The sequence below is a fragment of the Achromobacter sp. genome (assembly GCF_049647645.1).
GTDB lineage: Bacteria > Pseudomonadota > Gammaproteobacteria > Burkholderiales > Burkholderiaceae_B > Achromobacter.
On sequence record NZ_JBARYB010000219.1, the window covers coordinates 124,441 to 150,591 of the forward strand.

Annotated in this window: 24 protein-coding genes; 16 read left to right on the top strand and 8 right to left on the bottom strand. The window is 65.5% G+C overall.

What is annotated here, in order from left to right; translation table 11 throughout:
- Window positions 1-22 precede the first annotated feature (22 nt).
- The 3 genes from recG to WBB14_RS26010 all read left to right on the top strand — a co-directional run bounded on the left by recG (window position 23) and on the right by WBB14_RS26010 (window position 3,796).
- Window positions 23-2,113, top strand: a complete 2,091-nt coding sequence (recG, locus tag WBB14_RS26000; protein WP_424242320.1) for an ATP-dependent DNA helicase RecG — start codon at window positions 23-25, stop codon at window positions 2,111-2,113.
- Window positions 2,114-2,193: 80 nt separating this feature from the next.
- Window positions 2,194-3,144, top strand: a complete 951-nt coding sequence (locus tag WBB14_RS26005) for a LysR substrate-binding domain-containing protein (RefSeq protein WP_424242321.1) — start codon at window positions 2,194-2,196, stop codon at window positions 3,142-3,144.
- Window positions 3,145-3,295: 151 nt separating this feature from the next.
- Window positions 3,296-3,796 carry a Dps family protein gene (locus tag WBB14_RS26010; RefSeq protein WP_207465082.1) on the top strand — a complete coding sequence of 167 codons (501 nt, stop codon included), beginning with the start codon at window positions 3,296-3,298 and terminating at the stop codon, window positions 3,794-3,796.
- A gap of 70 nt (window positions 3,797-3,866) precedes the next feature.
- Here WBB14_RS26010 and WBB14_RS26015 read toward each other — a convergent pair whose 3' ends face one another.
- Window positions 3,867-4,472, bottom strand: a complete 606-nt coding sequence (locus WBB14_RS26015; protein ID WP_424242322.1) for an RBBP9/YdeN family alpha/beta hydrolase — start codon at window positions 4,470-4,472, stop codon at window positions 3,867-3,869.
- Between the two features lie 316 nt (window positions 4,473-4,788).
- On the opposite strand from WBB14_RS26015, the gene WBB14_RS26020 reads away from it, so the two are divergent.
- From WBB14_RS26020 to WBB14_RS26040, 5 genes are all read left to right on the top strand, one after another.
- Window positions 4,789-5,916, top strand: coding sequence for a branched-chain amino acid ABC transporter substrate-binding protein (locus WBB14_RS26020; RefSeq protein ID WP_424242323.1), 1,128 nt, complete (start codon window positions 4,789-4,791; stop codon window positions 5,914-5,916).
- Between the two features lie 207 nt (window positions 5,917-6,123).
- The gene (locus tag WBB14_RS26025) at window positions 6,124-6,825 is read left to right on the top strand and encodes a response regulator (protein WP_013393959.1); all 702 of its coding nucleotides are present in this window, start codon (window positions 6,124-6,126) and stop codon (window positions 6,823-6,825) included.
- Window positions 6,818-8,110 (top strand): ATP-binding protein, encoded by a 1,293-nt coding sequence (locus tag WBB14_RS26030; protein WP_424242324.1) that lies wholly within the window; start codon window positions 6,818-6,820, stop codon window positions 8,108-8,110. Before WBB14_RS26025 ends, WBB14_RS26030 begins: the two co-directional genes overlap by 8 nt.
- Before the next feature lie 149 nt (window positions 8,111-8,259).
- Entirely contained in the window at window positions 8,260-9,354 is a 1,095-nt protein-coding gene (locus tag WBB14_RS26035) for a serine hydrolase domain-containing protein (RefSeq protein WP_424242325.1), read from the top strand.
- Window positions 9,355-9,415: 61 nt separating this feature from the next.
- Window positions 9,416-10,303, top strand: a complete 888-nt coding sequence (locus WBB14_RS26040; RefSeq protein WP_424242326.1) for a MipA/OmpV family protein — start codon at window positions 9,416-9,418, stop codon at window positions 10,301-10,303.
- 81 nt (window positions 10,304-10,384) lie between these two features.
- On the opposite strand, the gene WBB14_RS26045 is transcribed toward WBB14_RS26040, so the two are convergent.
- From WBB14_RS26045 to ugpB, 4 genes are all read right to left on the bottom strand, one after another.
- A complete protein-coding gene (locus WBB14_RS26045; RefSeq protein WP_424242327.1) occupies window positions 10,385-11,473 on the bottom strand; it encodes a sn-glycerol-3-phosphate import ATP-binding protein UgpC in 1,089 nt (362 codons plus the stop codon).
- Window positions 11,474-11,537: 64 nt separating this feature from the next.
- The gene (gene ugpE / locus WBB14_RS26050; RefSeq protein WP_013393954.1) at window positions 11,538-12,389 is read right to left on the bottom strand and encodes a sn-glycerol-3-phosphate ABC transporter permease UgpE; all 852 of its coding nucleotides are present in this window, start codon (window positions 12,387-12,389) and stop codon (window positions 11,538-11,540) included.
- A gap of 21 nt (window positions 12,390-12,410) precedes the next feature.
- On the bottom strand, window positions 12,411-13,292 hold the full coding sequence (gene ugpA, locus WBB14_RS26055; RefSeq protein ID WP_424242328.1) for a sn-glycerol-3-phosphate ABC transporter permease UgpA: 882 nt from the start codon (window positions 13,290-13,292) through the stop codon (window positions 12,411-12,413).
- Between the two features lie 197 nt (window positions 13,293-13,489).
- Window positions 13,490-14,803 carry a sn-glycerol-3-phosphate ABC transporter substrate-binding protein UgpB gene (gene ugpB / locus WBB14_RS26060; protein WP_332014794.1) on the bottom strand — a complete coding sequence of 438 codons (1,314 nt, stop codon included), beginning with the start codon at window positions 14,801-14,803 and terminating at the stop codon, window positions 13,490-13,492.
- Window positions 14,804-14,997: 194 nt separating this feature from the next.
- Between ugpB and proC the strand changes: the two genes are divergently transcribed.
- From proC to WBB14_RS26095, 7 genes are all read left to right on the top strand, one after another.
- A complete protein-coding gene (gene proC / locus WBB14_RS26065; protein ID WP_424242329.1) occupies window positions 14,998-15,831 on the top strand; it encodes a pyrroline-5-carboxylate reductase in 834 nt (277 codons plus the stop codon).
- Window positions 15,828-16,397 carry a queuosine precursor transporter gene (locus tag WBB14_RS26070; protein ID WP_332014796.1) on the top strand — a complete coding sequence of 190 codons (570 nt, stop codon included), beginning with the start codon at window positions 15,828-15,830 and terminating at the stop codon, window positions 16,395-16,397. Before proC ends, WBB14_RS26070 begins: the two co-directional genes overlap by 4 nt.
- A 432-nt stretch (window positions 16,398-16,829) precedes the next feature.
- A complete protein-coding gene (locus WBB14_RS26075; RefSeq protein WP_332014797.1) occupies window positions 16,830-17,945 on the top strand; it encodes a high-affinity branched-chain amino acid ABC transporter substrate-binding protein in 1,116 nt (371 codons plus the stop codon).
- A 191-nt stretch (window positions 17,946-18,136) separates the two neighbouring features.
- A complete protein-coding gene (gene livH, locus WBB14_RS26080; RefSeq protein WP_013393948.1) occupies window positions 18,137-19,063 on the top strand; it encodes a high-affinity branched-chain amino acid ABC transporter permease LivH in 927 nt (308 codons plus the stop codon).
- Entirely contained in the window at window positions 19,063-20,298 is a 1,236-nt protein-coding gene (locus tag WBB14_RS26085) for a high-affinity branched-chain amino acid ABC transporter permease LivM (RefSeq protein ID WP_013393947.1), read from the top strand. The genes livH and WBB14_RS26085 overlap by 1 nt, the downstream gene beginning before the upstream one ends.
- A complete protein-coding gene (livG, locus tag WBB14_RS26090; RefSeq protein WP_013393946.1) occupies window positions 20,295-21,062 on the top strand; it encodes a high-affinity branched-chain amino acid ABC transporter ATP-binding protein LivG in 768 nt (255 codons plus the stop codon). Before WBB14_RS26085 ends, livG begins: the two co-directional genes overlap by 4 nt.
- Window positions 21,062-21,763: an ABC transporter ATP-binding protein gene (locus WBB14_RS26095; RefSeq protein ID WP_424242330.1), complete on the top strand. Its 702-nt coding sequence runs from the start codon at window positions 21,062-21,064 to the stop codon at window positions 21,761-21,763. The genes livG and WBB14_RS26095 overlap by 1 nt, the downstream gene beginning before the upstream one ends.
- Window positions 21,764-21,845: 82 nt before the next feature.
- Here the strand turns inward: WBB14_RS26095 and WBB14_RS26100 are convergent, their stop codons facing one another.
- From WBB14_RS26100 to WBB14_RS26110, 3 genes are read right to left on the bottom strand one after another with little or no spacing between them, the layout of a single operon-like run.
- A complete protein-coding gene (locus tag WBB14_RS26100) occupies window positions 21,846-22,580 on the bottom strand; it encodes an aspartate/glutamate racemase family protein (protein ID WP_424242331.1) in 735 nt (244 codons plus the stop codon).
- Window position 22,581: 1 nt separating this feature from the next.
- Entirely contained in the window at window positions 22,582-24,048 is a 1,467-nt protein-coding gene (locus tag WBB14_RS26105; RefSeq protein WP_424242332.1) for an N-acyl-D-amino-acid deacylase family protein, read from the bottom strand.
- Window positions 24,049-24,050: 2 nt separating this feature from the next.
- The gene (locus WBB14_RS26110; protein ID WP_424242333.1) at window positions 24,051-25,028 is read right to left on the bottom strand and encodes a Bug family tripartite tricarboxylate transporter substrate binding protein; all 978 of its coding nucleotides are present in this window, start codon (window positions 25,026-25,028) and stop codon (window positions 24,051-24,053) included.
- 133 nt (window positions 25,029-25,161) lie between these two features.
- Here WBB14_RS26110 and WBB14_RS26115 point away from each other — a divergent pair, with 133 nt between their 5' ends.
- The gene (locus tag WBB14_RS26115; RefSeq protein ID WP_424242334.1) at window positions 25,162-26,133 is read left to right on the top strand and encodes a LysR family transcriptional regulator; all 972 of its coding nucleotides are present in this window, start codon (window positions 25,162-25,164) and stop codon (window positions 26,131-26,133) included.
- Window positions 26,134-26,151 lie beyond the last annotated feature (18 nt).

Consider the following 26,151-nt stretch of genomic DNA (forward strand, 5'->3'; position numbering starts at 1 on the left):
CAATCCCGAGGTTCGTTTCTCCATGCCGGCCGCAACCGCGGCTTCCAAGCGATCTGGCGCCGACAACAAAGGCGCTGGCAAAGCGATGACGGATACGGAGCGCAAGCTCCGTAACCTGGGTTTGGTGCTGCCCGAGGACTTCGTGCTGCATCTGCCGCTGCGCTACGAAGACGAAACCCGCATCGTCCCGATCAGCGCCTTGCGGCCCGGTTTTGCCGGGCAGGTGGAGGGCGAGATCACCAAATCCGAGGTTCTCTACCGGCCCCGGCGGCAACTGACCGCCACCCTGGTGGACGACAGCGGCGAACTGCAATTGCGCTGGCTGAATTTCTACCCCAGCCAGCAGAAACAAGTCAGCGTCGGCAAGCGCCTGCGCGCGCGCGGCGAAGTTCGCGGCGGGCTGTTCGGGCGCCAGATGGTGCACCCGCGCATGACCAATGCCGACGCGCCGCTGCCCACTGCGTTGACTCCTGTCTATCCCAGCACCGAAGGGTTGCCCCAGCTGACCCTGCGCCGCGCCATCGCGCAGGCGCTGGACCGCGCCGACCTGTCCGACACCTTGCCCGACGAGGCGCGGGCCCGCTACGACCTGCCGCCGTTCGAGCCGGCCATCCGCGCCTTGCACACGCCGGCCCAGGGCGAATCCGAGCAGGCCTTGCTGGACCGCGTGCATCCGGCCTGGCGCCGCATCAAGTTCGACGAACTCCTGGCGCAGCAGCTGTCGCTGGCCGCCGCGCGCGCTGCCCGACGCGTCAAGGAAGCCGAATCGCTGCCGGCGCGCACCGAGCCCGGAAGCCTGGTGGCCAGGTTATACGAAGCGCTGCCGTTCAAGCTGACCGGCGCGCAGGAACGCGTGGTTCAGGAAATATCCGCCGACATGGCCAAGCCGTATCCCATGCATCGCCTGCTGCAAGGCGACGTCGGCAGCGGCAAGACCGTGGTGGCGGCTATCGCCGCGGCGCAGGCCATCGCCAGCGGCGCCCAGGTCGCGCTGATGGCGCCCACCGAAATCCTGGCGGAGCAGCACTTCCGCAAGCTGGTGTCGTGGCTGCAGCCGCTGGGTGTGAACGTCGCCTGGCTGAGCGGCAGCCTCGCCGCCAAGGCGCGCCGCGCAGCGGTGGCGGCTGCCGCGGACGGCAGTGTGCAATTGATCGTCGGTACGCAAGCGCTGATCCAGGACAACGTCGAGTTCCACCGTTTGGGCCTGTCCATCGTCGATGAGCAGCACCGCTTCGGCGTCGGGCAGCGCCTGGCGCTGACGCGCAAGGGCGAAACCGTGCGCGGCCGCAACGTGCCGCATCAGCTCAACATGAGCGCGACGCCGATTCCGCGCACGCTGGCCATGACCTTCTTCGCCGACCTGGACGTTTCCGTCATCGACGAGTTGCCGCCGGGGCGCAGCCCCGTCCTGACCAAGCTGGTGTCGGACGCGCGGCGCGTGGAAGTCATCGCCCACATCGCCCAGGCCGCGCGCGGCGGACAACAGGCCTACTGGGTCTGTCCGCTGGTCGAGGAAAGCGAGGCCCTGGAGCTCCAGACCGCCGTCGATACCTACGAAGGCATGCGGGTCGACCTGCCGGACCTGCGCATCGGCCTGGTCCACGGCCGGCTGCCGCAGGCCGAGAAGGCCGCCGTGATGCAGGCTTTCCGCGATGGCGAAGTGGACCTGCTGGTCGCCACCACCGTTATCGAAGTCGGCGTGGACGTGCCGAATGCCTCGCTCATGGTGATCGAGCACGCAGAACGCTTTGGCCTGGCCCAGCTGCATCAGCTGCGCGGCCGGGTAGGGCGCGGCACCGCCGAATCGGTATGCGTGCTGCTCTATCAGACGCCGCTGTCGCAAGTGGCGCGGGAACGTCTGCGGGCCATGTTCGAAACGTCGGATGGCTTCGAAATCGCCCGCCGCGACCTGGAACAGCGCGGCCCGGGCGAATTCCTGGGCACGCGCCAGTCGGGCATGGCGCTATTGCGCTTCGCCGACCTGGAAACGGACGCGGCCATTGCCGAAGACGCGCGCGACGCCGCGGTCTGGCTGCGCGCCGAACACCCGGCGGCGGTCGAGGCGCATCTGGCGCGCTGGATGCGCGGGCGCGAGGATTTCCTGCGCACCTGACCATGCAAGCAGCCGCCAACCTTAATCTAGCAAGCGCCAGCCACGAGGCTGGGGCATAACCCCCGGGGGCGTAGTCCACCATGACTCTCACCGAACTCAAGTACATCGTCGCCGTCGCGCGCGAACGGCATTTCGGCCGGGCGGCCGAGGCCTGTTTCGTCAGCCAGCCCACGCTCTCGGTAGCGATACGCAAGCTGGAGGACGAATTGGGCGTGACGCTGTTTGAGCGCGGCGGCGCCGAGGTCGGCGTCACTCCGATCGGCCAGCGCATCGTGGCGCAGGCGCAGAAAGTGCTGGAAGAAAGCGCCAGCATCAAGGAAATTGCGCGCCAGGGACACGACCCGCTGGCAGGCCCCTTGCGCGTCGGCGTGATCCACACCATAGGCCCGTACCTGCTGCCGCGGCTGGTGCCGGTGCAGATCCGCCGCACCCCGCAGATGCCGCTGCTGCTGCAGGAGAACTTCACCGTGCGCCTGGTCGAGCTGCTGCGCCAGGGCGAGATCGACTGCGCCATCATGGCCTTGCCGTTGCCCGAGGCCGGGCTGGTCATGCAGCCTCTCTACGATGAGCCTTTCATCGTGGCCGTGCCCAATGACCACGAGTTGGCGCGGCGCGTATCCATCGACGCGCAGGACCTGAAGCAGCAGACCATGCTGCTCCTGGGCAGCGGCCATTGCTTCCGCGACCAGGTGCTGGAAGTCTGCCCCGAACTGTCGCGTTTCTCGGCTGCGAGCGACGGCATCCAGCGCACCTTCGAGGGCTCCTCGCTGGAGACCATCCGCCACATGGTCGCGGCCGGCATAGGCGTGACCGTCCTGCCCGTGACCGCGGTGCCCGAGCAGCCGCCGTCCAACAGCCTGTTGCGCTATCTGCCGTTTGAAGGCCATGTGCCGGAGCGCCGCGTGGTGCTGGCCTGGCGCCGCAGCTTCCCCCGCTTGGCCGCCATCGAGGCGCTGGCGCAGGCGGTCTACGCCTGCGAGCTGCCGGGTGTGAAGATGCTGACCGACGAGGTCGCGGCCGTGCAGGATTGAGTTCCAGGCCGCTGTCCCGCGGCCTGGAGCGCGCGGCTTGCGCCGCGTCAAAAGGTCGCAGGACTTATTGATCGTAGCGGCGGATATTGCGGCATTTCGCCGTATTTGCAGTGTTATCCTTGTTTCGCACATTCATTCCTAGGAGCTAGCAATGGCCAAGTCCCCCAAGAAGACCTCCAGCGTTCCGCGCATCAACATCGGTATCTCGGACAAGGACCGCGCCGCCGTCGCCGGCGAATTGTCCAAGCTGCTGGCCGACTCGTACACGCTGTACCTGATGACGCACAACTTCCACTGGAACGTCACGGGGCCCATGTTCAACACGCTGCACCTGATGTTCATGACCCAGTACACCGAAGAGTGGAACGCGCTGGACAGCATCGCCGAGCGCATCCGCGCGCTGGGCCACTACGCGCCGGGCACCTACCGCGAATTCGGCAAGCTGTCCTCGATCGCCGAGCCGGACTCGGTGCCGGAAGCCTTGGAAATGGTGCGCCTGCTGGTGACCGCCAACGAGTCCGTCGCCAAGACCGCGCGCGCGGCGTTCGAGAAGGCCGATGCCGCCAATGACCAGCCCACGGCGGATCTGCTGACGCAACGCCTGGACGTGCACGAAAAGAACGCCTGGATGCTGCGCAGCCTGCTGCAATGACAGCGACGGCCGCCGCATGAAAAAACGGAGCTTCGCGGCTCCGTTTTTTCATCCAGCGCCCGGACCGGGTTCAAGCCTGATGCGACAGCGGGCGCGCCGGTATGGGCGCGATACGCTCGGGCGGCGGCGTCACGCGCCATACCGCTCGGCGCCGTAGCGCGCCCAAGAGTTTCAAGCCTTGCGGCCAGTCGTCCAGGCCGCTGTCGGCATTGATGTGGCCTGCGCCCGGCACGACCACCAGCCGGCTCCCCCAATCGCGTGCAAAAGCGCGGGCGCGTTCCAGCTGGCAATAGGGATCGTTGTCGCTCGCCACCACCACGCTCTGGAATGGCAAGGACTGGCGCGGGATCGGGCCGAAGTCCTTCAGGCAGGCAGGCGCCCCTGCGCGCTCAACGTCCGCCGGCGCCACCAGCAGGGCGCCCGCGACCTTGGCGCGCAGCGGCACCGGCAGCGCGGCGCTGATCAGGCAGCCCAGGCTGTGCGCTATCAGGAGGACGGGGCTGCGGGCCTCATTCACTTCGGTGGCAAGCGCCGCGATCCATTCGCCTGGGGCCGGATGTTCCCAGTCGCGTTGTTCGACGCGGCGCGCATGTGGCAGCAAGGCCATCCAGCGCGATTGCCAGTGTTGGGGGCCGGAGTTTTTCCATCCGGGAACGATGATCGGTTGGAGTCTCATGGCGGCCATGATGCCGCGCGGCCTTAGTAACGCAAACGAATAAATCGTCTTTTGCATATACGCTGGCGGGCATAAGGGCGGGCGGCGAAGAATGCCGCAGCGCAATAATCAGACGCGTATCAAAGTGGTCCGAAACTGGCCTAAAAGGGGTGATTTTTCAGTGTATGCTTGCCGTGCAATCGCAATGCAACCGGGCGTGACCGGGGCCGAAACCCCTGCAAAGGGCAGTCCAGCAGGCATGCTTGGCCTGGAGATGATCCGGCGTCCGCCACGGTGCAAAAAACTAACGATTACAAATCATTAGAGGAGTCCACACATGAAGCCAGTATTTCGTCTGACCCCGGTTATCGCAGCGCTGGGCGTTGCGGCCGGTCTGGCGTTTGCCTCGGGAGCGCAAGCGCAAACCATCAAGATCGGCGTCGTCGGCCCCACCACCGGCGCGGTCACGCAGTATGGCGATATGGTCCGTGAAGGGGTCGATACCGCGGTCGAGCGCATCAACGCCGCCGGCGGCATCAACGGCAAGAAGCTGGAAACCGTCGTGATCGACGATGGCTGCGAACCCAAGCAAGGCCCGGTCGCCGCCAACCGCGTCGTCAACAGCAAGATCGGTTTCGTCGTGGGCCACGTGTGCTCGGGCGCCACCATCGCCGCTGCCGACATCTACAACAATGAAGGCGTGGTCATGGTCACTCCGTCGGCCACGTCGCCGGCGCTGACCGACGGCAAGAACTACGAGTTCATCTTCCGCACCATCGGCCGCGACGACCAGCAAGGCCCGGCCGCGGCCAAGTTCATCCTGGACAAGATCAAGCCCAAGAAGGTCGCCGTGCTGCATGACAAGCAGTCCTACGGCCAGGGCATCGCCACCGCGGTCAAGAACGACCTGGAGAAGGGCGGCGTGGCCGTCGCCGTGTTCGAAGGCATCAACGCCGGCGACAGCGACTACTCGGCCGTCATCACCAAGCTGAAGAGCCAGGGCGTGGACTTCGTCTACTACGGCGGCTACCACCCCGAAATGGGCCTGCTGCTGCGCCAGGCGGCCGAACAGGGCGTGAAGGCCAAGTGGATGGGTCCGGAAGGCACGGGCAACCCCGACATCAATGCCATCGCCGGCGACGCCGTCGAAGGCATGCTGCTGACGCTGCCGGCCGACTTCACCCAGAACGCCGCCAACGCCGACATCGTCAAGGCCTTCGAAGCCAAGAAGCGCAACGCCAGTGGCGCCTTCCAGATGACCGCCTACACGGCCACCCAGGTCATCGCGGACGGCATCAAGGGCGCGGGCAGCGACGACCCGACCAAGGTCGCCAAATACCTGCACGCCAACTCCTTCGACACGCCGATCGGCAAGGTGTCCTGGAACAAACAAGGCGACCTGACGAACTTCGAGTTCGACGTGTTCACCTGGCACAAGGATGGTTCTAAGACCGTCTACAAGTAAGTCCGCGAGCGGGCCTGCGGCCCGCGACACGGGCGGAACCACTTGGCGTTCCATGGCAAACCGGGCCGGAAGCGACAGTCTTCCGGCCCGGTTTTTTCGTTCTTGCGCCAGGTGGGGGAACCGGCGGAAGGCGTCCCGGTCGAACGCCCGTCCGTCGCGATTGCGTAGAATGCGGCGCCATCGACCTCACTTTTCTGTCTGGACACCATGACCAAGGCCTTGTTAGTCGAAGACGATCCGAAACTGTCGCGCCTGATCGCGCAGTTCCTGGAGCAGCACGGGTTCAATGTCGCCCAGGCTTACCGCGGCGATCACGCGGTGGAAGCTTTCCGCAGGCATGACCCGGCCATCACCATCCTGGACCTGATGCTGCCGGGCAGGGACGGCCTGCAGGTCTGCCGCGACCTGCGCGCCTTTTCGTCGGCGCCCATCCTGATGCTGACGGCGCGCGAAGACGACCTGGATCAGATCCTGGGCCTGGAGTCAGGCGCGGACGACTACGTCATCAAACCCGTGGAACCCCGCGTGCTGCTGGCGCGGATCCGGGCGCTGCTGCGGCGGCACAGCCAGCTGGACGAACCGCCGGAGCGCCTGGAATTCGGTCCCCTGGTGATAGACCGGCGCACGCGCGCCGTGGTCCATGCCGGCTCTGAAGTGGACCTGACCACGATGGAGTTCGAAATGCTCTGGGCGCTGGCCAGCCAGGCCGGCCAGGTGCTGACCCGCGACGACCTGCTCAACGCGGTCCGCGGCATCGAGTTCAACGGGCTGGACCGCAGCGTCGACGTCTGCGTCAGCAAACTGCGGCGCAAGCTGGACGACGATCCGCGCGACCCCGCGCGCATCAAGACCGTGTGGGGCAAGGGCTATCTGTTCTCGCCCAAGGCGCACGAGGGCGGTGATGCTTAAGTTTGTCCTGCGGCTGTTCGTGGTGCTGGCGGTGGGCTTCGTCATTTCCAACGAAGTGGTGGACAGGTCCGCCAACTACTTCTTCGAGCCGGTCAGCGATGCCTACACACGCGAAGCGGTGCGAGGCCAGATCCACAGCCTGGTGCAGGAACTGGGCGGCGTGCCGCCCGCCGAGCGCGAGGCGCACGTGCGCGACGCGCTGGCGCCGCATTACGGCCTGACGCTCAAGGTGGTCGATGCCGACAGCTATGGGGCCACCGAGGACGAGCGCGCGATGGTGGATTCCGGCAGCTTCTTCGTCCGTGACAAGCAGCAGACCTTCGTGGCGGCGATTCCCGGCCCGGGCAGGCAATGGCTGGAAGTCAAGCTGCCGCCCGAACCCTCCATCGGGCCGTGGCTGATGGCTGCGGTGTATTCCGCGCTGGGCCTGCTGCTGTGCGCCTTCATGCTGGTGTGGGCGCTACCCATCTGGCGCGACCTGGAGGCCCTGAAGACCGCGGCCCTGCGCATGGGGCAGGGCGATCTGCAGGCCCGGGCGCGCCTCTCGCGCCATTCCAGCATCCGCAACCTGGGCGACACCTTCAACCAGATGTCCGACCGCATCAGCGCCCTGGTGGGCAACCAGCGCGACCTGACCAACGCCGTGTCGCACGAGCTGCGCACGCCGATTGCGCGCCTGTCGTTCGAACTGGACATGATGGACCGCGAGGACGATCCGGCCGCGCGCAAGCGGCTGGTCGAGGAAATGAAGAGCGACGTGGCCGAGCTGGATGCCATGGCTTCCGAATTGCTGATGTACGCCCGCCTGGAGCACAAGGGCGACGGCGTCGCCCTGCAGGCGCAGGACGCGCGCGGCTGGCTGGATTCGGTGGTGCAGCACGCCGGGTTCGAGGCTGGGGTCTCGGGCGTGTGCTGCGAGGTGGCGCTATGCCAGGTGCCCGAGGTGCATCTGCACCAGCGCTACATGACGCGCGCCGTGCTCAACCTGTTGCAGAACGCCATCCGGCACGCTGGCCGCCGGGTCCAGGTCAGCCTGATCAGTCCGGGCGCGCGCGAGTACGTACTGATCGTGGACGACGACGGCCCGGGCATCCCGCCTGCGGACCGCGAGCGCATTTTCGAGCCCTTCATTCGCCTGGACGAAAGCCGCGACCGGGGCACGGGCGGAGTGGGGCTCGGCCTTGCCATTGTGAGCCGCGTGGCCCGTTGGCACAACGGCACGGTGCAGGCAAGCGACAGCCCCCTGGGCGGCGCGCGTTTCGTGCTTGCCTGGACGGCCGCCTGAAGGCTCCCACGCCGCGGCGCGGCACAACGTAAACAAACTTCACAAACCGCCGCCGCAATCTTCACAAACTCCATACAAAGCGGGAAAGATCGCGACTACGCGCGTGGCTAGCATGACGGCAGTTCTCTTCAGAGGTATTGCCGCTCGCCATGTTTTCCCTCAGCCGCCTGGTTGCCGTAGGTATGTTGCTGGTCGCCGCGGGCGGTTGCCAGGGCGTGCCTCCCGACACGCCGCCTCCGATCGCTCAGGGCGACTACCAGGCAGTCGTCGGCTATCTGGCCCAGCGCATCCCCTATGACATGGATGCGTCCGGCGTGCCGGGCCTGTCGATCGCCATCGTCGACGACCAGCGCGTGGTGTGGAGCACGGGCTTTGGCTACGCCGACCGCCTGCGCCACCGCAGCGCGACCAGCGACACGCTGTACCGCGTAGGAACCATCACCAAGATCGTCACCGCGGCGGGCGTGCTGCGCGCCGCCGATGACGGGCGCCTGGCGCTGGACCAGCCGGCCTCGCAGGCGCTGCCTGACTGGGACATCCAGCCGCGCCGCGGCGCCATGCAATGGCTGGGCGCGCATCCCTTTACCGCCCGCAATCTGTTGGCCGTGCATCCGGGGTCGCTGGAAGACACCATGGGGCGCGCGCGCGCCGACATGGCCTACGCCTTGTTGGGCGACATGGTCGCGCACCTGGCGAGCGAGCCCTTCGATACCTATGTGCGCCGCACCATCCTGCAGCCGCTGAACATGCCGCGCGCAGGCTTCCATCCCAGCCCCCGCATGCTCGACCTGCGCGCCTCTGGCTACCGCCGCGGCGCGCCCTGGACCGAGGCGTCGCAGCCCAATGAGGCCGCCGATGGCCTGTGGCTCAGCACCTCGGAGATGGCGCGCTTCTCCAGCATGCTCTTTGCGGACGGCCTGTACCAAGGCCGCCGCGTGCTGAACGCCGAGTCGGCCCGCGCCGTGCTCGACATGGAAACGGTGGAGGGTGCGCTGGCGCTGGAATGCCGCCTGGCGCTCTCGTGGCTGGCGGCGCCCTGTGGCGAGGAGATCGCCGACGCGCCCGTGCGCCAGCACAGCGGCGCTACCGAAGCCTTTCATTCGCGCTTTGTGGTGGCGCCGCGAGACAAGCTCGCGGTACTGGTCATGAGCAATTCCGACACGAGTGAACCGCTGGTGGCCTCGGTGTCGACGATGGCGATGGCGCTGATGCGCCAGGCCAAGCAGGGCGCTGACATCCCATAGATCGAGCCACTTGCGGCTCTACGGTTTTACCCCCCCTCAACATCGTTTCTTGGAAGCTGTTATGAAGCGAAAAATCCGTTCTTCCCTGTTTACGCGCGCCGCCGGCGCCGCATGCCTGCTGGCTTTAGTCCCGGGACTATCCCTGGCCGATGACGCTGCGAACAGTTCCGTCTACGGCCAGCGCGGGGCCAGTTCGCGCGGGTTGACGGTGGCGACCGGGGAAGGGGCGGCCGACGAATGGCTGTTCTACGGCACGCTGGGCGCCGGCTACGCGCCGCGCTACAGCGGCAGCGACGAATACTCCGCCGTGCCCATCATCGGCCTGGGCGTGCGCAGCCCCGGCGGCTTCTTCCTCGGCACCGACCATGGCCTGGGCTGGGAGACGCAGGCGCTGGACAGCACCTTCCGCTTCTACCTCGCGCCCAGCGCCTCGCGCAAGGACCACAAGAAGGGGTTCCAGGGGTCGGACAAGCTGCGCGGCATGGGCGACATCCAAAGCCGCGCGCAGATCGGCATGGACGCCGAAACCACGCTGGGCCCGGTGACGCTGTCGGCCACGGTGGCGCACGCGTTCAAGAAGGGCGACAACCGCGATGTGGGCAGCGCCTACACCATGTTCAATCTGGGAGCCAGCACTACGGTGTACGAGGGCAGCGCCGGAGCGATCTCGCTGGCGTTGTCCGGCACCTTCGGCGACGGTAACTACATGCGCACCTGGTACGGCGTGAGCGGCAACCAGTCGGCTAAGTCCGGCTATCGCAAGTACACGCCCAAGGGTGGTCTAGAAAGCGTGGGCCTGGGTGCGACCTGGACCGTGCCGCTGAGCAAGTCCTGGTCGTGGACCACGGCTGCGGAAGCGCGGCGCCTGTATGGCGACGCCGCGGACAGTCCCATCGTGAAGGACCGCGCGCAGTACACCATAGGCACCATGATGACGTACTCGTATTGATCGGGAAAAGCTCGTTTCCGGCCGGAAATGAGCAGGGCGGAGCCGGGCGGGCGACGCCGCCGGTTCCGCCCGGGGATGCGTTTACAGGCCTTGCACGCGGCGGCCGGTGTCGGCCTCGAACCAGTGCAGCGGATGGCGGCCATCCGGGCCCAGGCTGACGCGGTCGCCGACCTTGGCCGACGACTCGGACAACTGGCGCGTGGTGCAGCGCACGACCAGCATGGACTTGCCGCAGCGGCTGTGGACCAGTTGCTCGGAGCCCAGCGTTTCGACCATCTCGACTTCGGCCGGCACGCCTTGGGTGTTCAGCAGCATGTGTTCTGGCCGCATGCCCATGATGATCTTGCGGCCGCGCACCTGCGAGGGCACCTGCAGCGGCGAAATGTCCAGCGCAGTGCCGTCCAGCGTCTGTACCGTGCCGTCGCCAGCCACGTTCACTTCCATCAGGTTCATCGGCGGCGAGCCGATGAAGCCGGCGACGAAGGTCGAGGCGGGCTTTTCGAACACTTCCATCGGCGTGCCGATCTGCTCCGGCACGCCCTGGTACATGACGATCATGCGATGGGCCAGCGTCATGGCCTCGACCTGGTCGTGGGTCACGTACAGGCTGGTGGTGCCCAGGCGGCGGTGCAGCTTCATGATTTCCAGGCGCATCGCCACGCGCAGCTTGGCGTCCAGGTTCGACAGCGGTTCGTCGAACAGGAACACCTTGGGTTCGCGCACGATGGCGCGGCCCATGGCCACGCGCTGGCGCTGGCCGCCCGACAGCGCACGCGGGCGGCGGTCCAGCAGATGGCTCAGTTCCAGGATCTGCGCGGCCACGTCCACGCGCTTCTTGATCTCGTCCTTGGAGAACTTGCGGATCTTCAAGCCGTAGGCCATGTTCTCGAACACGGTCATGTGCGGGTAGAGCGCGTAGTTCTGGAACACCATCGCGATGTCGCGTTCGGCCGGTTCCAGGTTGTTGACCACCTTGTCGTCGATGACGATTTCGCCGCTGGTGACGGTTTCCAGGCCGGCGACCATGCGCATCAGCGTGGACTTGCCGCAGCCGGAGGGGCCGACGATGACGATGAACTCGCCGTCCTTGACGTCCATGTCGATGCCATGGATGACAGGAATGTTGCCGGCGTAGGTTTTCTTGACGTTGCGAAAGCTTAGAGTAGCCATGAGTTATTCGTGTTCGGAGTCGTGTTCGGGTAGGGGGCAGCAAGCCGAAGGCGCGGCGTGGGGGTCACTTTTCAGTGTCGACCAGACCCTTGACGAACCATTTCTGCATCAGGATGACGACCAGCGCCGGCGGGATCATCGCCAGCATGGCGGTGGCCATGGTGATGTTCCATTCGGTCACGCTGTCGCCGCCGCTGATCATCCGCTTGATGCCGATGACGACGGGGTACATGTCTTCCTGCGTGGTCACCAGCAGCGGCCACAGGTACTGGTTCCAGCCGTAGATGAACTGGATCACGAACAGCGCGGCGATGCTGGTCTTGGACAAGGGCAGCAGCACGTCGCGGAAGAAGCGCACGGGACCCGCGCCGTCGATGCGCGCGGCTTCGATCAGTTCGTCCGGCACCGTCAGGAAGAACTGGCGGAACAGGAAGGTGGCGGTCGCCGAGGCGATCAGCGGCAAGGTCAGGCCGGCGTAGCTGTTGAGCAGGCCCAGATCGGCCACGACCTTGTAGGTGGGCGCGATGCGGACTTCGACCGGCAGCATCAGCGTGACGAAGATCATCCAGAAGAAGAACATGCGGCCGGGGAAGCGGAAGTACACCACCGCGAAGGCCGACAGCAGCGAGATGGCGATCTTGCCGATGGAAATCGCCAGCGCCATGATCAGGCTGACGTACATCATGCGGCCCACGGGCGCGCCCGAGGAGCCGCCGGACGAGCCGCCAAACAGCGCCTGCATGTAGTTGTCGACGAAATGCTTGCCGGGGATGAGGGACATCGGCGCGGAAGCCACTTCCTGCGCGGTCTGGGTCGACGCGACGAAAGTGACATAGAGCGGAAATGCCACCATCGCCACGCCGCAGAGCAGAATGACGTGGGCCAGAATATCCAGCCAGGGACGGCGTTCAACCATTGTTTGTAGCCTCGGACAAAATCAATACTGCACTTTGCGATCGACGTAGCGGAACTGCACGACCGTCAAGGCAATCACAATGAACATCAGCACCACCGACTGGGCCGCGGACGAACCGAGATCCAGGCCGCGGAAGCCGTCGCTGTACACCTTGTAGACCAGGATCGAGGTCGACGTGCCGGGACCGCCCTGCGTGGTCGTGTCCACCACGGCGAAGGTGTCGAAGAAGGCGTAGATGATGTTGACCACCAGCAGGAAGAACGTGGTGGGCGAGAGCAACGGAAACACGATGCTCCAGAAGCGGCGCGACGGGCTGGCGCCGTCGATCGCGGCGGCTTCGATGAGCGAACGCGGAATCGACTGCAGGCCGGCCAGGAAGAACAGGAAGTTGTAGGAAACCTGCTTCCATACCGCGGCGATCAGCACCAGGGTCATGGCCTGGTTGCCGTCCAGGCGCGGGTTCCAGTCGACGCCGGCATGGCGCAGGGCCACCGCCAGGATGCCGACGGAAGGCGAAAACAGGAACAGCCACAGCACGCCGACGACGGCGGGCGCGACGGCGTAGGGCCAGATCAGCAGTGTCTTGTAGAGCCCGGCGCCGCGGATGACGCGATCCGCCATGACGGCCAGCAGCAAGGACACGCCCAGCCCGACCACCGCCACGAGGATCGAGAAGACGGCGGTGACGCGGAAGGAATCCAGGTAGGCCTGTTGCGAGAACAGTTCCTTGAAGTTGTCCAGTCCGACGAACTCGGAGGACAGCCCGAAAGCATCTTCCAGCCGCAGCGATTGCCACATGGCCTGGCCGGCAGGCAGGAAGAAGAAGACCACGGTAATGATGATCTGCGGCAGGAGCAGCAGATAGGGCAAGGTCTTGTGCCCGAATACAACGCGTTTTTCCATAGGGGGAACCCAAGGTACAGAAAAGCGGCGGTTGGAGTAACCGCCGCCTGAAACCGCCTTCGTAAAATACGAGAGGCTTAAGGCCCTAAAAATGCAGGGCCTTAAGCCTTGTACTGCGTGATGCTGAACCGCCCAAGTCCTTGTTACGGCATGGAAAATACCGATTGACAGGACCCGGCCGGCGTCTCGGAAGGGCGTTACTTTACACTCTTCTCAAACTTTTCCAGCAGTTCGTTGCCGCGCTTGACGATGTTCTCGGCGCCGTCCTTGGCGCTGACCTTGCCCGAAACGATGCGCTCGATTTCTGCGTCTTCGATTTCACGGATCTGCGGCAGGAAGCCCAGGCGCAGGCCGCGCGATTGGGCCGTGGTTTCGACGTTCAACTGCTTGACGCCGACTTCGGTGCCCGGGTTCTTGTCGTAGAAGCCGTCCTTCTTGGTCAGCTCGTAGGCAGCCTTGGTGACGGGCACGTAGCCGGTCTGCTGGTGCCAGCGGGCGGCGATTTCCGGGCTGGCCAGGAACTTGAAGAACGCGGTCACGCCCTTGTAGGTTTCGGGCTTCTTGTTGGCGAAGACCCACAGCGAAGCGCCGCCGATGATGGTGTTCTGCGGCGCGCCTTGCACGTCGGCGTAGTAGGGCAGGGTCGAGGTGCCGAATTCGAACTTGGCGTTCTTGGCGATGTTGGCGCGCAGGCCGGACGAGCCGGTGATCATGGCGCACTTGCCGCTGATGAACAGCGAGTTCGGCTCGTCGCCGCGGCCGCCGTACATGAAGATGCCTTCCTTGCCCAGCTTGGCCAGGTTGTCCAGGTGGCGCACGTGCAGCGGAGTGTTGATGGCGATGCGTGCGTCCAGACCGCCGAAACCGTTGTCCTTGGTGGCGTAGGGCACGTTATGCCAGGCCGAGAACGTCTCCAGCTGGACCCACGACGGCCAGGAGGTGGTGTAGCCGCACTCTTGGCCGGCGGCCTTCAGCTTTTGGCCGGCGGCGGCCAGCTCTTCCCAGGTCTTGGGCGGCTTGTCGGCGTCCAGGCCGGCCTTCTTGAAGGCGTCCTTGTTGTAGTAGAACACCACGGTCGAGCTGTTGAAGGGCATCGACACCAGCTTGCCGTCGGGCGACGAGTAGTAGCCGGCCACGGCGCCGATGAATTCCTTGGGATCGATCGGGTTGCCGGCCTCTTCCGACATCTGCTGCACCGGCTTGATGGCGCCCTTGGCGTACATCATGGTGGCGGTGCCGACTTCGAACACCTGGAGGATGTCGGGGGCATTGCCGGCGCGGAACGCGGCGATGCCGGCATTCATGGATTCACCGTAGTTGCCCTTGTAGACTGCCTTGACTTGGTAGTCGGGGTTCTTCTTGTTGAATTCGTCGACCAGGCCGTTCACGCGGTCGCCCAGCGCGCCTTCCATCGAGTGCCAGAATTGGATCTCGGTGGCGGCATGCGCGGAGGCGCCTGCGAAAGCCGTCATGATGGCGGCAAAAGTTAGTGCAATACGGTGGGATCGCATAGAGAGGTTCCTCCAGTTGGGCGTGACGCGACCGGGTTGTCCGGGCGCGGAAAACACGACACCTTATGAATTGTTTGTGACAAAACCGTGACTTTCACATCACTCTAAACGCCTGTCAAATTGCGCGTTTCAGGCGCGAACGAACATTTTTTCTTTTTTTTCCCAACAAGAACTCCCGTTTACAATCGTCTCCTATGAAAAACGAACTTTCGATTGCTTTCATCGGCGGCGGCAATATGGCAGCCGCCCTGGCCTCCGGCCTGGCCGGCAAAGTATGCGCCGCCGGCAACATCCATGTCATTGACATAAACCAGGATTCGCACGCCGCCTGGCAGGCCCGCGGCATGACCACCGCGACGAGCCCGGGCGAGGCCCTGGCGGGCTGCCGCGTGTGGGTGTTCGCAGTCAAGCCACAGAACATGAAAGACGTTGTGGCTTCCACGCGTCAATGGCTGCGCGAAGACACTTTGGTGGTAAGCGTGGCGGCCGGCATCCGCGCCGACACCCTGGCCGGCTGGCTGGGCACGGCCGAGGCGCCGTTCAAGCGCCTGGTGCGCTGCATGCCGAATACGCCGGCGCTGGTGGGGGCGGGCATCACCGGCCTGGCTGCCCTGGACGGCGTGGACGCGGCCGACCGCGATCTGGCTGCCCAATTGTTGTCCAGCGTGGGCGAAGTCGTCTGGGTCGCGGATGACGCCGCGCTCGACGGAGTGACAGCCCTGTCGGGCAGCGGCCCGGCCTATGTCTTCCTATTCCTGGAAGCGCTGGTGGCGGGCGGCCAGAAGGTCGGCCTGACGGCCGAGCAGGCCAAGCAGCTGGCGCTGGGCACGCTGGCCGGAGCCACGCGCCTGGCGGCCGAGTCCTCCGAGCCTCTTGCCACGCTGCGCGAACGCGTCACATCGAAGGGCGGCACTACTGCCGCGGCGCTCAATGCCTTCGGCGCGGCGGGCTTTGCCGGCATCGTCGAAGACGCCATGGCCGCCGCCGCGCAGCGCTCGCGCGAACTGGCGGAGGAGTTCGGGAAATGACGGCCACGGACGCAAGCGCAGCCTCGCGGCGCTTCGCTCTCATGAGCCGGCCGCAGTTTGCCATCGCCGTGCTGTGCATGCTGGTGGTGGTGGTCGGCTCGAACATCCTGGTCCAGGTGCCGCTGAACGACTGGCTGACCTGGGGCGGGCTGTCCTATCCGGTGGCTTTCCTGGTTACCGACGTGCTGAACCGCCGGTTCGGCCCGTCGGCTGCGCGTCGGGTGGTCTGGTTCGGCTTTGCCGCCGCTTTGGTGGTATCGGTATGGGTCGCCTCGCCGCGTATCGCGCTGGCCTCGGGCCTGGCCTATATCTGCGCGCAACTGGTCGACATCCAGGTGTTCGACCGCCTGCGCGACCAGCGCTGGTGGCGCGCGCCGCTGGTGTCGGGCGTGCTCGGCGCAATCCTGGACACCGCGGTGTTCTTCAGCGTCGCTTTTGCCGCCACCGGCGCGCCATGGATGACCTGGATGATGGGTGACCTGGCGATCAAGCTCGCGGTCAATATCAGCATGCTGGCGCCGTTCCGGGCGCTGATGTGGAATCTGGCGAAACCGGCCAATGCTTGAATATGCGGCAGGGGCGGGCGGGTCGTTGGCCCGCCTGCTTGTTTCAAAGCGGTGAATTACTACGCGCGTTAATTATTATTCGTAAGGCTTGCGTAAGCACTGTATTTAAATGCGTCTTTAAACGGCGTATTAATTTGCGCAGATATTTATGCTCAAGCATAAATTCTTGCGGCCCGCCAGATATTAACTAAGGTTTACTTGCGAATTCTCCAGCGATTTCATGGGCTTGCCGCCGCCATCCGTCACGATTAAAGGCATTGGCCAAAATATTGGGGATTACACGCAGTGACAGTATGGCGGCTTGCTTCCAGAATACCGCCCACACCGTGTTTTTGCCCAAGAAGCCGGCGACGGGCGACGAGGATTAACGGATTACCCAACCGATAAACCGCGTCGGACAGAGCCGCTCAAAACCTCGCTGGAGAACTCCGCATGAAGTTTCTGAATCGCCTTACCCCGGTAGCCATGGCGCTTGGGGCACTTGCCTTGGCTGGCGCCGCGCACGCCGCCGACACGATCAAGATCGGCATTCCCCAGCCCATGACCGGCCCCAATACGCAATACGGCGACCAGATCCAGGCCGGCGCATTGACCGCGATCGAGACCATCAACGCCAAGGGCGGCGTCAAAGGCAAGAAGCTCGAACCTATCCTCATCGACGACGGCTGCGAACCCAAGCAGGCCGTGCCGGCCGCCAACCGCGTGGTCAATTCCGGCGCCAAGTTCGCCGTGGCCCATGCCTGCTCGGGCGTGACCGTGGCCGCCGTGAAGGTCTACGAGGAAGAAGGCATTGTCGGCATCACCCCGGGCGCGACTTCGCCGTTGGTCACCGACACGATCAAGCCGCACTTCTTCTTCCGCACCATCGGCCGCGATGACCAGCAAGGCCCGTACGCCGCCAGCTACATCGCCAAGACCCTGAAGCCCAAGAAGGTCGCCGTGCTGCACGACAAGCAGACCTATGGTTCGGGCGTGGCCACCCAGGTCAAGGATTCCCTGGCCAAGGAAGGCGTGAACGTTGCCATGTTCGAAGGCATCAACGTCGGCGACAGCGACTACTCGGCCATCATCACCAAGCTCAAGGCGGCTGGCGTGGACCTGGTCTACTTCGGCGGCTACCACCCGGAACTGGGCCTGTTGCTGCGCCAGTCGCGTGAACAGGGCCTGAAGGTCCAATTCATGGGTCCGGAAGGCACCGCCAACCAGGATTTGGTGGCGATCGCCGGCCCGGCCATCGACGGCCTGCTGGTCACGCTGCCTGCCGACTTCACCAAGCTGCCTGGCAACGAGAGCATCGTGAAGGCCTTCAAGGACGCCAAGCGCGATCCGGACGGCGCCTTCCAGATGCCGGCGTACGCCGCCGTGCAGATCCTGGCCGACAGCATCAACGCGGTGGGCGAAGACCCCGCCAAGGTGGCCGACTACATGCACAAGACGACGTTCAACACCGGCATTGGCAAGGTCGAGTACGACGCCAAGGGCGATTTGAAGAACTTCGAATTCGCCGTCTACAAATGGGATAAGGACGGCAAGAAGACCCAGCTGTAAACTCGCGATCCCGCCGGCGCGTTGCCGGCGTGTAGGGCCTGTCGTCCTCGTTCTGCCGTAATCCGCGTAGCGATGCGCCAAAAGCGCTGTGCGGCCGGCAGGCGCAGATGCCAGGCCCTTATAAAATACGCCCAGGTTTCCGGCTCCGGGTCTTACCACCGGGGCCGGAACCATTTGGAGCAAGAGAAATAATGTCCGACCTCATACCCCAACTTACCCAGCAATTCTTCAACGGATTGTCTCTGGGCGCGATCTATGCGTTGATTGCCATCGGCTACACAATGGTCTACGGCATCATCGGTATGATCAACTTCGCTCACGGCGAAATCTATATGATCGGCGCCTATGTCGGCCTGGTCACCCTGACGGCCATCGGCACCAATAGCGGCTTGCCGATACCGTTCATCATCGCGGCCATGCTGGTCGTGGCCATTGTCGTCACCGGCATCTACGGGTTCAGCGTCGAACGCGTCGCCTACCGGCCCGTGCGCGGCAGTCCCCGCCTGGTGGCGCTGATCTCCGCCATCGGCATGTCGATCTTCCTGCAGAACTGGGTGGCCCTGGGGCAGGGCGCGCGCGACATGGCGGTGCCATCGCTGGTGTCGGGCGCCGTGCAGTTCCACATGGGCTCCGACTTCGACGTGACGGTGCCGTATTCGCGCATCATGATCATCGTGGTCACGGTGCTGCTGATGATCGGACTGACGTTGTTCATCAAGTATTCCCGCATGGGCCGCGCCTCGCGCGCCTGCTCGCAGGACATGCACATGGCGAACCTGCTGGGCATCGACACCAACCGCGTTATCTCGTTCACCTTCGTGATGGGCGCGATCCTGGCGGCGGTGGGCGGCGTGCTGATCGCCATCACCATCGGCAAGCTCAATCCCTTCATCGGCTTCCTGGCCGGCATCAAGGCTTTTACCGCGGCAGTGCTGGGCGGCATCGGCAGCATCCCCGGCGCCATGCTGGGCGGCGTGCTGCTGGGGCTGGCCGAGACCTTCGCGGCTGCCTACATCTCCTCGCAGTACAAGGACATCGTGGCGTTCTCGCTGCTGATCCTGATCCTGCTGTTCCGTCCCACCGGGCTGTTGGGCAAACCTGAGGTGGAAAAAGTCTGATGTCGAACAACAATCTGAAAAACGCCACGATGGCGGCCGTGCTGACGGCCGTCATCGTCACCCCCGTCTTCGGCCTGCAGCTGATCCGCCAGGGCGCCCGCACCACGATGGAGTCGAACTGGTCCCTGGTGGCGATTGCCGCTGCGGTGGTGTTCTTCTTCCAGCTGCTGCGGCCCTGGATCGCCAAACCGTTCCAGAAGCTGAAGACCAGCATGCCCACGCTGCCGGCCGCGCCGGCCAGCACTCACAAGCCGCTTGCGCTGCTGCTGTTGGCGATCGCGGTGATCTGGCCGTTCTTTGCCGGCCGCAGCTCGGTGGACATCGCCACGCTGGTGCTGATCTACGTGATGCTGGGCCTGGGCCTGAACATCGTGGTGGGTTTCGCGGGCCTGCTGGACCTGGGCTTCGTGGGCTTCTATGCGGTGGGCGCCTATACGTACGCCTTGCTGTACCACTGGGGCGGCTGGAGCTTCTGGGAAGCGCTGCCGTTCGCGGGCGCCATGTCGGCGCTGTTCGGCTTCATCCTGGGCTTTCCGGTATTGCGGCTGCGCGGTGACTACCTGGCGATCGTGACGCTGGGCTTCGGTGAAATGATCCGCCTGTTGCTGATCAACCTGAACACGTTGACGGGCGGCCCGGATGGCATTTCGGGCATTCCCAAGCCGACGGTGTTCGGCATGGAAATGACGCGCCGCGCCAGCACGGAAGGGGGCACCACGTTCCATGAATTCATGGGCTGGACCTTCCAGAACCAGCACATGGTGGTCTATCTGTACCTGATGGCGCTGCTGCTGGCGTTGGCCACGCTGTTCGTTTCGACCCGGCTGATCCGCATGCCGGTCGGGCGCGCCTGGGAAGCGCTGCGCGAAGATGAGATCGCATGCCGTTCGCTGGGATTGAACCCCACGCGCATCAAGCTGTCCGCGTTCACGCTGGGCGCCATGTTCGCCGGTTTCGGCGGCGCGTTCTTCGCGGCGCGCCAGGGCATGGTGAACCCGGAGTCCTTCACGTTCATCGAGTCCGCGCTGATCCTGGCCATCGTGGTGCTGGGCGGCATGGGCTCGCAGGTGGGCGTGATCCTGGCGGCCGTGCTGCTGACGGTGCTGCCGGAAGTCGCGCGCGAGTTCGCCGAGTACCGGATGCTGATGTTCGGCCTGGTGATGGTATTGATGATGATGTGGCGTCCGCAGGGGTTGTTGCCCATGAAGCGTCCCCACGTGGAGCTGGCTAAATGAGCGAGGCATTGCTGAAAGTATCCGGACTCACCATGCGGTTCGGCGGCCTGCTGGCGGTCGACAGCGTGGCGTTCGAAGTCAAATCCGACGAGGTGTTCGCCATCATCGGTCCCAACGGGGCCGGCAAGACCACCGTGTTCAACTGCGTGGGCGGCTTCTATGCGCCGACGGCGGGCGACATTACCATGGACGGCAAGGCCATCACCGGTCTGCCCAGCCATAAGGTGGCGCGCCACGGCCTGGTGCGTACCTTCCAGAACGTGCGCCTGTTCAAGCAGCTGACCGTGCTGGAAAACCTGCTGGTGGCGCAGCATACCCAGGTGGAGTCGCGGCTTTTGCCGGGCCTGCTCAAGCTCAAGTCCTATCGCCAGTCCGAGACCGATGCGCTGGCGCGCGCGGCGCAATGGCTGGATTTCATGGGCTTGCGTGAGTTCGCCAACCGCGAAGCCGGCAACCTGGCCTACGGCCACCAGCGCCGCCTGGAGATCGCGCGCTGCATGATCACCAAGCCGCGCCTGCTGATGCTGGACGAACCGGCGGCGGGCCTGAACCCTCAGGAGAAGCGCGATCTGCAGTCGCTGATCGACCAGCTGCGGCGCGAGTTCGGTGTCGCGGTGCTGCTGATCGAGCACGACATGAGCCTGATCATGGGCATCTCCGACCGCATCCTGGTCATGGAGCACGGCAAGCCCATCACTACCGGCACCCCCGAGCAGGTGCGCAACGACGAGCGCGTCATCAAAGCGTACCTGGGGGAGGAATAATGCTTAAGCTGGACAACATTCATACCTACTACGGCGCCATCCAGGCGCTGAACGGGGTGTCGGTAGAAGTCAACAAGGGCGAGATCGTCACGCTGATCGGCGCCAACGGCGCGGGCAAGACGACGCTGCTGATGACGGTCTGCGGCAATCCCCGGGCCAAGGAAGGCAAGATCACGTTCGAGGGCGAGGACATCACCCACAAGGACACGCACCACATCATGCGCAATGGCATCGCCATTTCGCCGGAGGGGCGGCGGGTCTTCAAAGACCTGACCGTGGCCGAGAACCTGATGATGGGCGGCTTCTTCGCCAAGCGCGACGAGATCCAGGCGGGCATCGACCATGTGTACGGGCTGTTCCCGCGCTTGAAAGAGCGCGCCAGCCAGCGCGCCGGGCTGATGTCGGGCGGCGAGCAGCAGATGCTGGCCATCGGCCGCGCACTGATGACGCGGCCGCGCCTGTTGCTGCTGGACGAGCCGACGCTGGGCCTGGCCCCGCTGGTGATCGCCCAGATATTCGACATCATCCGCGAGATCCGCGAACAGGGCGTGACCGTGTTCCTGGTCGAGCAGAACGCCAACAAGGCGTTGGGCGTGGCCGACCGCGGCTATGTGCTGGAAAACGGTCGCGTGGTGTTGCAGGACACCGGCGCCAACCTGCTGGTCAACGACCAGGTGCGCAAGGCGTATCTGGGCGGTTGATAGCTATTCCCCGCGAAGGGAAATTGGGGCGCATCGCAAGATGCGCCTTTTTTTTTCGCGTCCCAGCTCTCAGACGGGCGGCTCAGGCCGCCGCCAGTTCCTCAGCTTGATAGTGCGCGATCGCTGCCCGCGCCAGCGCGTCGATCGAATCCGTCAGCGTCACGCCCAGGCTGGGGCGCAGCGCGTGCGGCACGGCCAGCGGCAGTTCGGTGCAGCCCAGCACCACGGCGTCGGCGCCGCGCGCCTTGAGGCGGGCGATGCATTCGGCGGCCGGGTCGTAGGCGTCCTCCAGGCGATTGGCCTTGACCGCGCGGATCGAGCCCATGCAGTAGCGCTCGACTTCATCGTCGTCCGGCACGATGCATTCATAGCCTTGCGCTTCCAGATGCTGCTGGTAGAGGCCCAGCTTCAAGGTGGCGGCGGTGCCCATCAGGCCGATGCGGCCGGCGGGCAGGCCCAGGCGGCGCAGATCGTCGATCACGGCCTGGATGATATGCAGCACGGGTACGCCGGCGGACGCGGCGATCTGGTCGTACCAGAGGTGGGCCGTGTTGCACGGGATGGCGATGAGCTGCGCGCCGGCCTGCTGCAGGAAGCGCACGCCTTCCTGCATGTAGGGCAGGGGATTCTCGCCGCCGGCCATGTAGGCGCTGGAGCGGTCGGGGATGCGGGGGTCGTTGCGCAGCAACGTGGGGATGTGCTGCTGGTCGATCGCGGCGGGCGTCAGCGCCGCCAGACGCAGGGCAAAGGCCGCGCCGGCCATGGGGCCCATGCCGCCCAATACACCCAGGTAACAACCCTGGGAATAGTTGTTCACGTTATTCACTCCGAGGTAATGCCATCCCGGGCGTCAAAACCTGGCCCGGGCGTTCGGCGCCGGTTCGTTCCCCATCCCACACCTGCTTGCCATTGACCCAAACTGCCTGGATGCCCTGACTTGCCTGAATGGGAGCTGAAAAAGTGGCCACATCTGTCACCGTGGCGGGATCGAACAGCACCAGGTCAGCATGATACCCCTCCCGCAGCAGGCCGCGCTGCGCGATGCCGTATTGGTCCGCGGCGAGGCCGGTCATCTTGTGGATGGCGGTTTCGAGTGTCAGCAGGCCTTGTTCGCGCACCATGGCGCGCAGCACGTTGGTGAAGGTGCCCCATTGGCGCGGATGCGGATGCGGGTCGAACGGCAGGCCGTCGGAACCCACCATGGTCAGTGGATGCGAGAAGATGCGGCCGACGTCCGCCGGGTCCATCAGGAAGTAGATGGCGCCGGCGGGCGCCAGGCGGGCGATGGCGGCCTCGTCGTCCAGGCCCAATTCGGCCATGACCTCGCTGAAGTCGCGGCCGGTGGCCTCGGGGTAGCCCTTGGACCAGGTGATCATGGTGCGGCTGGCCAGCCGCGCCCGGTCCAGCCGCAGCATGGTGGAGGTGGCGGGATAGGGATGGCAATCCAGGCACACAGCCTGGGTGGCGGCGGCGCGGCTGATCAGGTCCAGCGTTTCGCGGCTGCGGCCGTGGTTGCGTTCGCCGGCCAGCTTGTGGTGCGAGAAGACCACGCGGCAATCGAGTTCGCGGCCGATCAGCAGCGCTTCTTCCATTGCCGGCACGATGTGGTCGGCCTCGTCGCGCAGATGGGTGGCGTACACGCCGGGACGGCCGCGCAGCGGCGCGCAGACCTCGATGATTTCGTCGGTGGGCGCGGCGCTGGCCGGCGGGTAGAAGGTGCCGGTGGAAACGCCGAAGGCGCCCGCGTCCAGCGCTTCTTGCAGCAATTCGCGCATGGCGGCGCGCTCGTCCGCGTCGGCGGCGCGCGAGGTGTCTGCCATGACGGCCACGCGCAGCGTGGTGTGGCCGACCAGGGGCGCGACGTTGACGGCGGCGGGCGTGGCGCGCAGCGCGTCCATCCAGGCGCGGAAGGTGCCGAAACGGAACAGGTCGGCCGGGCCCAGCAGATCCAGCGGCTGCGGGATTGCGGTGCCGGTCAACGGGGCCAGGCTGATGCCGCAATTGCCGGTGACCACGGTGGTGATGCCCTGCGAGACCTTGGGCAGCATGTCCGGGTGCGCCAGCAGGTAGCCGTCGTCGTGGGTGTGGGAATCGATGAAGCCGGGAGTCAGCGTCAGGCCTGCGGCGTCGATGACCGGCACGCCAGCGGGATGGGCGAATTCGCCCACCGCCGCGATGCGCCCGTCGCGCACAGCCAGGTCGCCCTGGCGGGCGGGTCCGCCGGTGCCATCGACGAGCATGGCGCCCGCCACGATGAAGTCTGCTTGCAGCATGCGCGTGCTCATGTTCAATCGAGTTTCTCGATGCCGGCGCCGTCGATGATCTGTTGCCACTTGGCGGTTTCGCGGTCGATCAGCTGTTTGAAGTCGGCAGGCGAGCCGCTGGCCGGCTCCGCGCCCAGCGTGGCCAGGCCGGTGCGCACGTCAGGCGCCTGCAGCGCCTTCTGGATGGCGGCGTTCAGCGTGGCCACCACTTCCGGCGGCGTGCCCTTGGGCGCGACCACGCCGCCCCAGGCGACGGTCTCGTAGCCCTTCAGGCCGGCTTCGTCCAGGGTAGGGACGTCGGGCATCAGCGCCAGGCGCTTCAGGCTGCTTACACCGATGGCGCGGACCTTGCCGCTCTTGACCAGCGGGGTCGCTTCCGAGGTGTTGACGAACAGGTAGTCGAGGCGGCCGCCCAGCAGGTCCTGGATGGCGGCGGGGCCGCCGTTGTAGGGGATGAACATGACGTTGATCTTGGCCATGCTTTTGAACAGTTCCCCGCCCATGTGGCCGGTGGTGCCCACGCCCGATGCGCCGTAGGACAGGCGGCCGGGTTCCTTGCGGGCGCGGTCGATCAGGTCCTGCACGCTCTTGACCGGCGAATCGGCGGGCACGATCAGCGCGTTGTACAGGTCGAACAGATGCGCCACCGGGGTCAGGTCCTGGTCCACGTCATACGGCAGACGCTTGAACAGCGAGCGGTTCACGGCCAGCGTGTTGATGTTGCCGTAGCCGACCGTGTAGCCGTCGGGCGCGGCGCGCTTGACCAGGGCGATGCCGATATTGCCGGCGGCGCCGGGGCGGTTTTCGACCACCACGGTGGCGCCGGTGTCGCGCGCCAGCTGGGTCGTGATCAGGCGCGACAGCACGTCGGGCGAGCCGCCGGCGGCGGACGGTACCACGAAGGTGATGGGCTTGTCGGGATAGGCGCCGGCGGTGGCCGCGGCGGACAGGACGGCGCCGAGCGCCAGCGCGGAAAGGCCGCGGATGACTTTGCTGTGCATGGTGGATTTCCCCTGGTTTTCTAGTGTTGAGGCGGGCAGGTTACACCTCGGGGCGGCGCGCGCCCTCATCGAAAAATGTCGAAAACCTATAATCGGGCGTTATCGGTTTGGGGCTGAATTGCCAGGGGAAAAAATGGATGCGCATGCCTACGCGGACGAGGTCGGACCCACCGCCGGACGGCCTTTGAATCTGCGCCAGATCGAGGTGTTCCGGGCCATCATGATGGCCGGATCGATCAGCGGCGCGGGGCGCATGCTGCACGTGTCGCAGCCCGCGGTCAGCCGCGTGCTGGCGCTGACCGAGAGCCGGCTGGGCTACAAACTGTTCGAACGCGTGAAGAGCCGGCTGTCGCCCACGGCCGAGGCGCGGCGGCTATACGCGGAAGTCGAGCAGGTCTATGGCGGCATCCAGCGCGTGAACGACCTGGCCGCCAGCCTGGGCCAATCGGGCGCGGGCATGCTCAAGATCGTCGCCAGCGCCAGTTTCGGGCAGCGCCTGATACCGATGGCGCTGGACCGCTTCCGCGGCCGCAATGCGGATGCGCGGGTCGATTACCGCAGCGTGACCTTCGATGAACTGGCAGCGTATTTCCTGTCGGGCCAGGCGGACATCGGCGTTTCCATGCAGCCGCCCGATCATCCCAACCTGCGGTCCGTGCGCCTGGCGCAGGTGCCGATCATCTGTGCGCTGCCTGCCAACCATCCGCTGGCGGCGCGCGACGTCGTGCGGCCGGAGGATTTCTCCACGGCGGCCTGGATCGGCTATCCGCGCGACACGCCGCTGGCGCGGGCGCTCAAGCCCTTCTTCGGCGAGGGGCCGGCATGCGCGGCGGCGGTTGAGGTGCATTCGCCCGTGACCGCCTGTTCGTTCGTGCAGCAGGGCTTGGGACCGGCGCTGGTCGACGCCTGGTGCGTGACGCCGGATCAGGCCGCGCACATGGCGTTGCGGCCGATATCGCCGCAGGCCAGCGTGGACATCTGGGCCACGCATTCGAATCTGAGCGCGCCGCCCTTGTTGGCGCGGCGCTTTCTGGCGGCGGTGAAGAAGACGCTGGAAGAAGGCGCGCCGCCTGATCTGACGGAGGCGCCGGACGCTTCCAGCTGAGGGCTTGCGCTGGTCTGC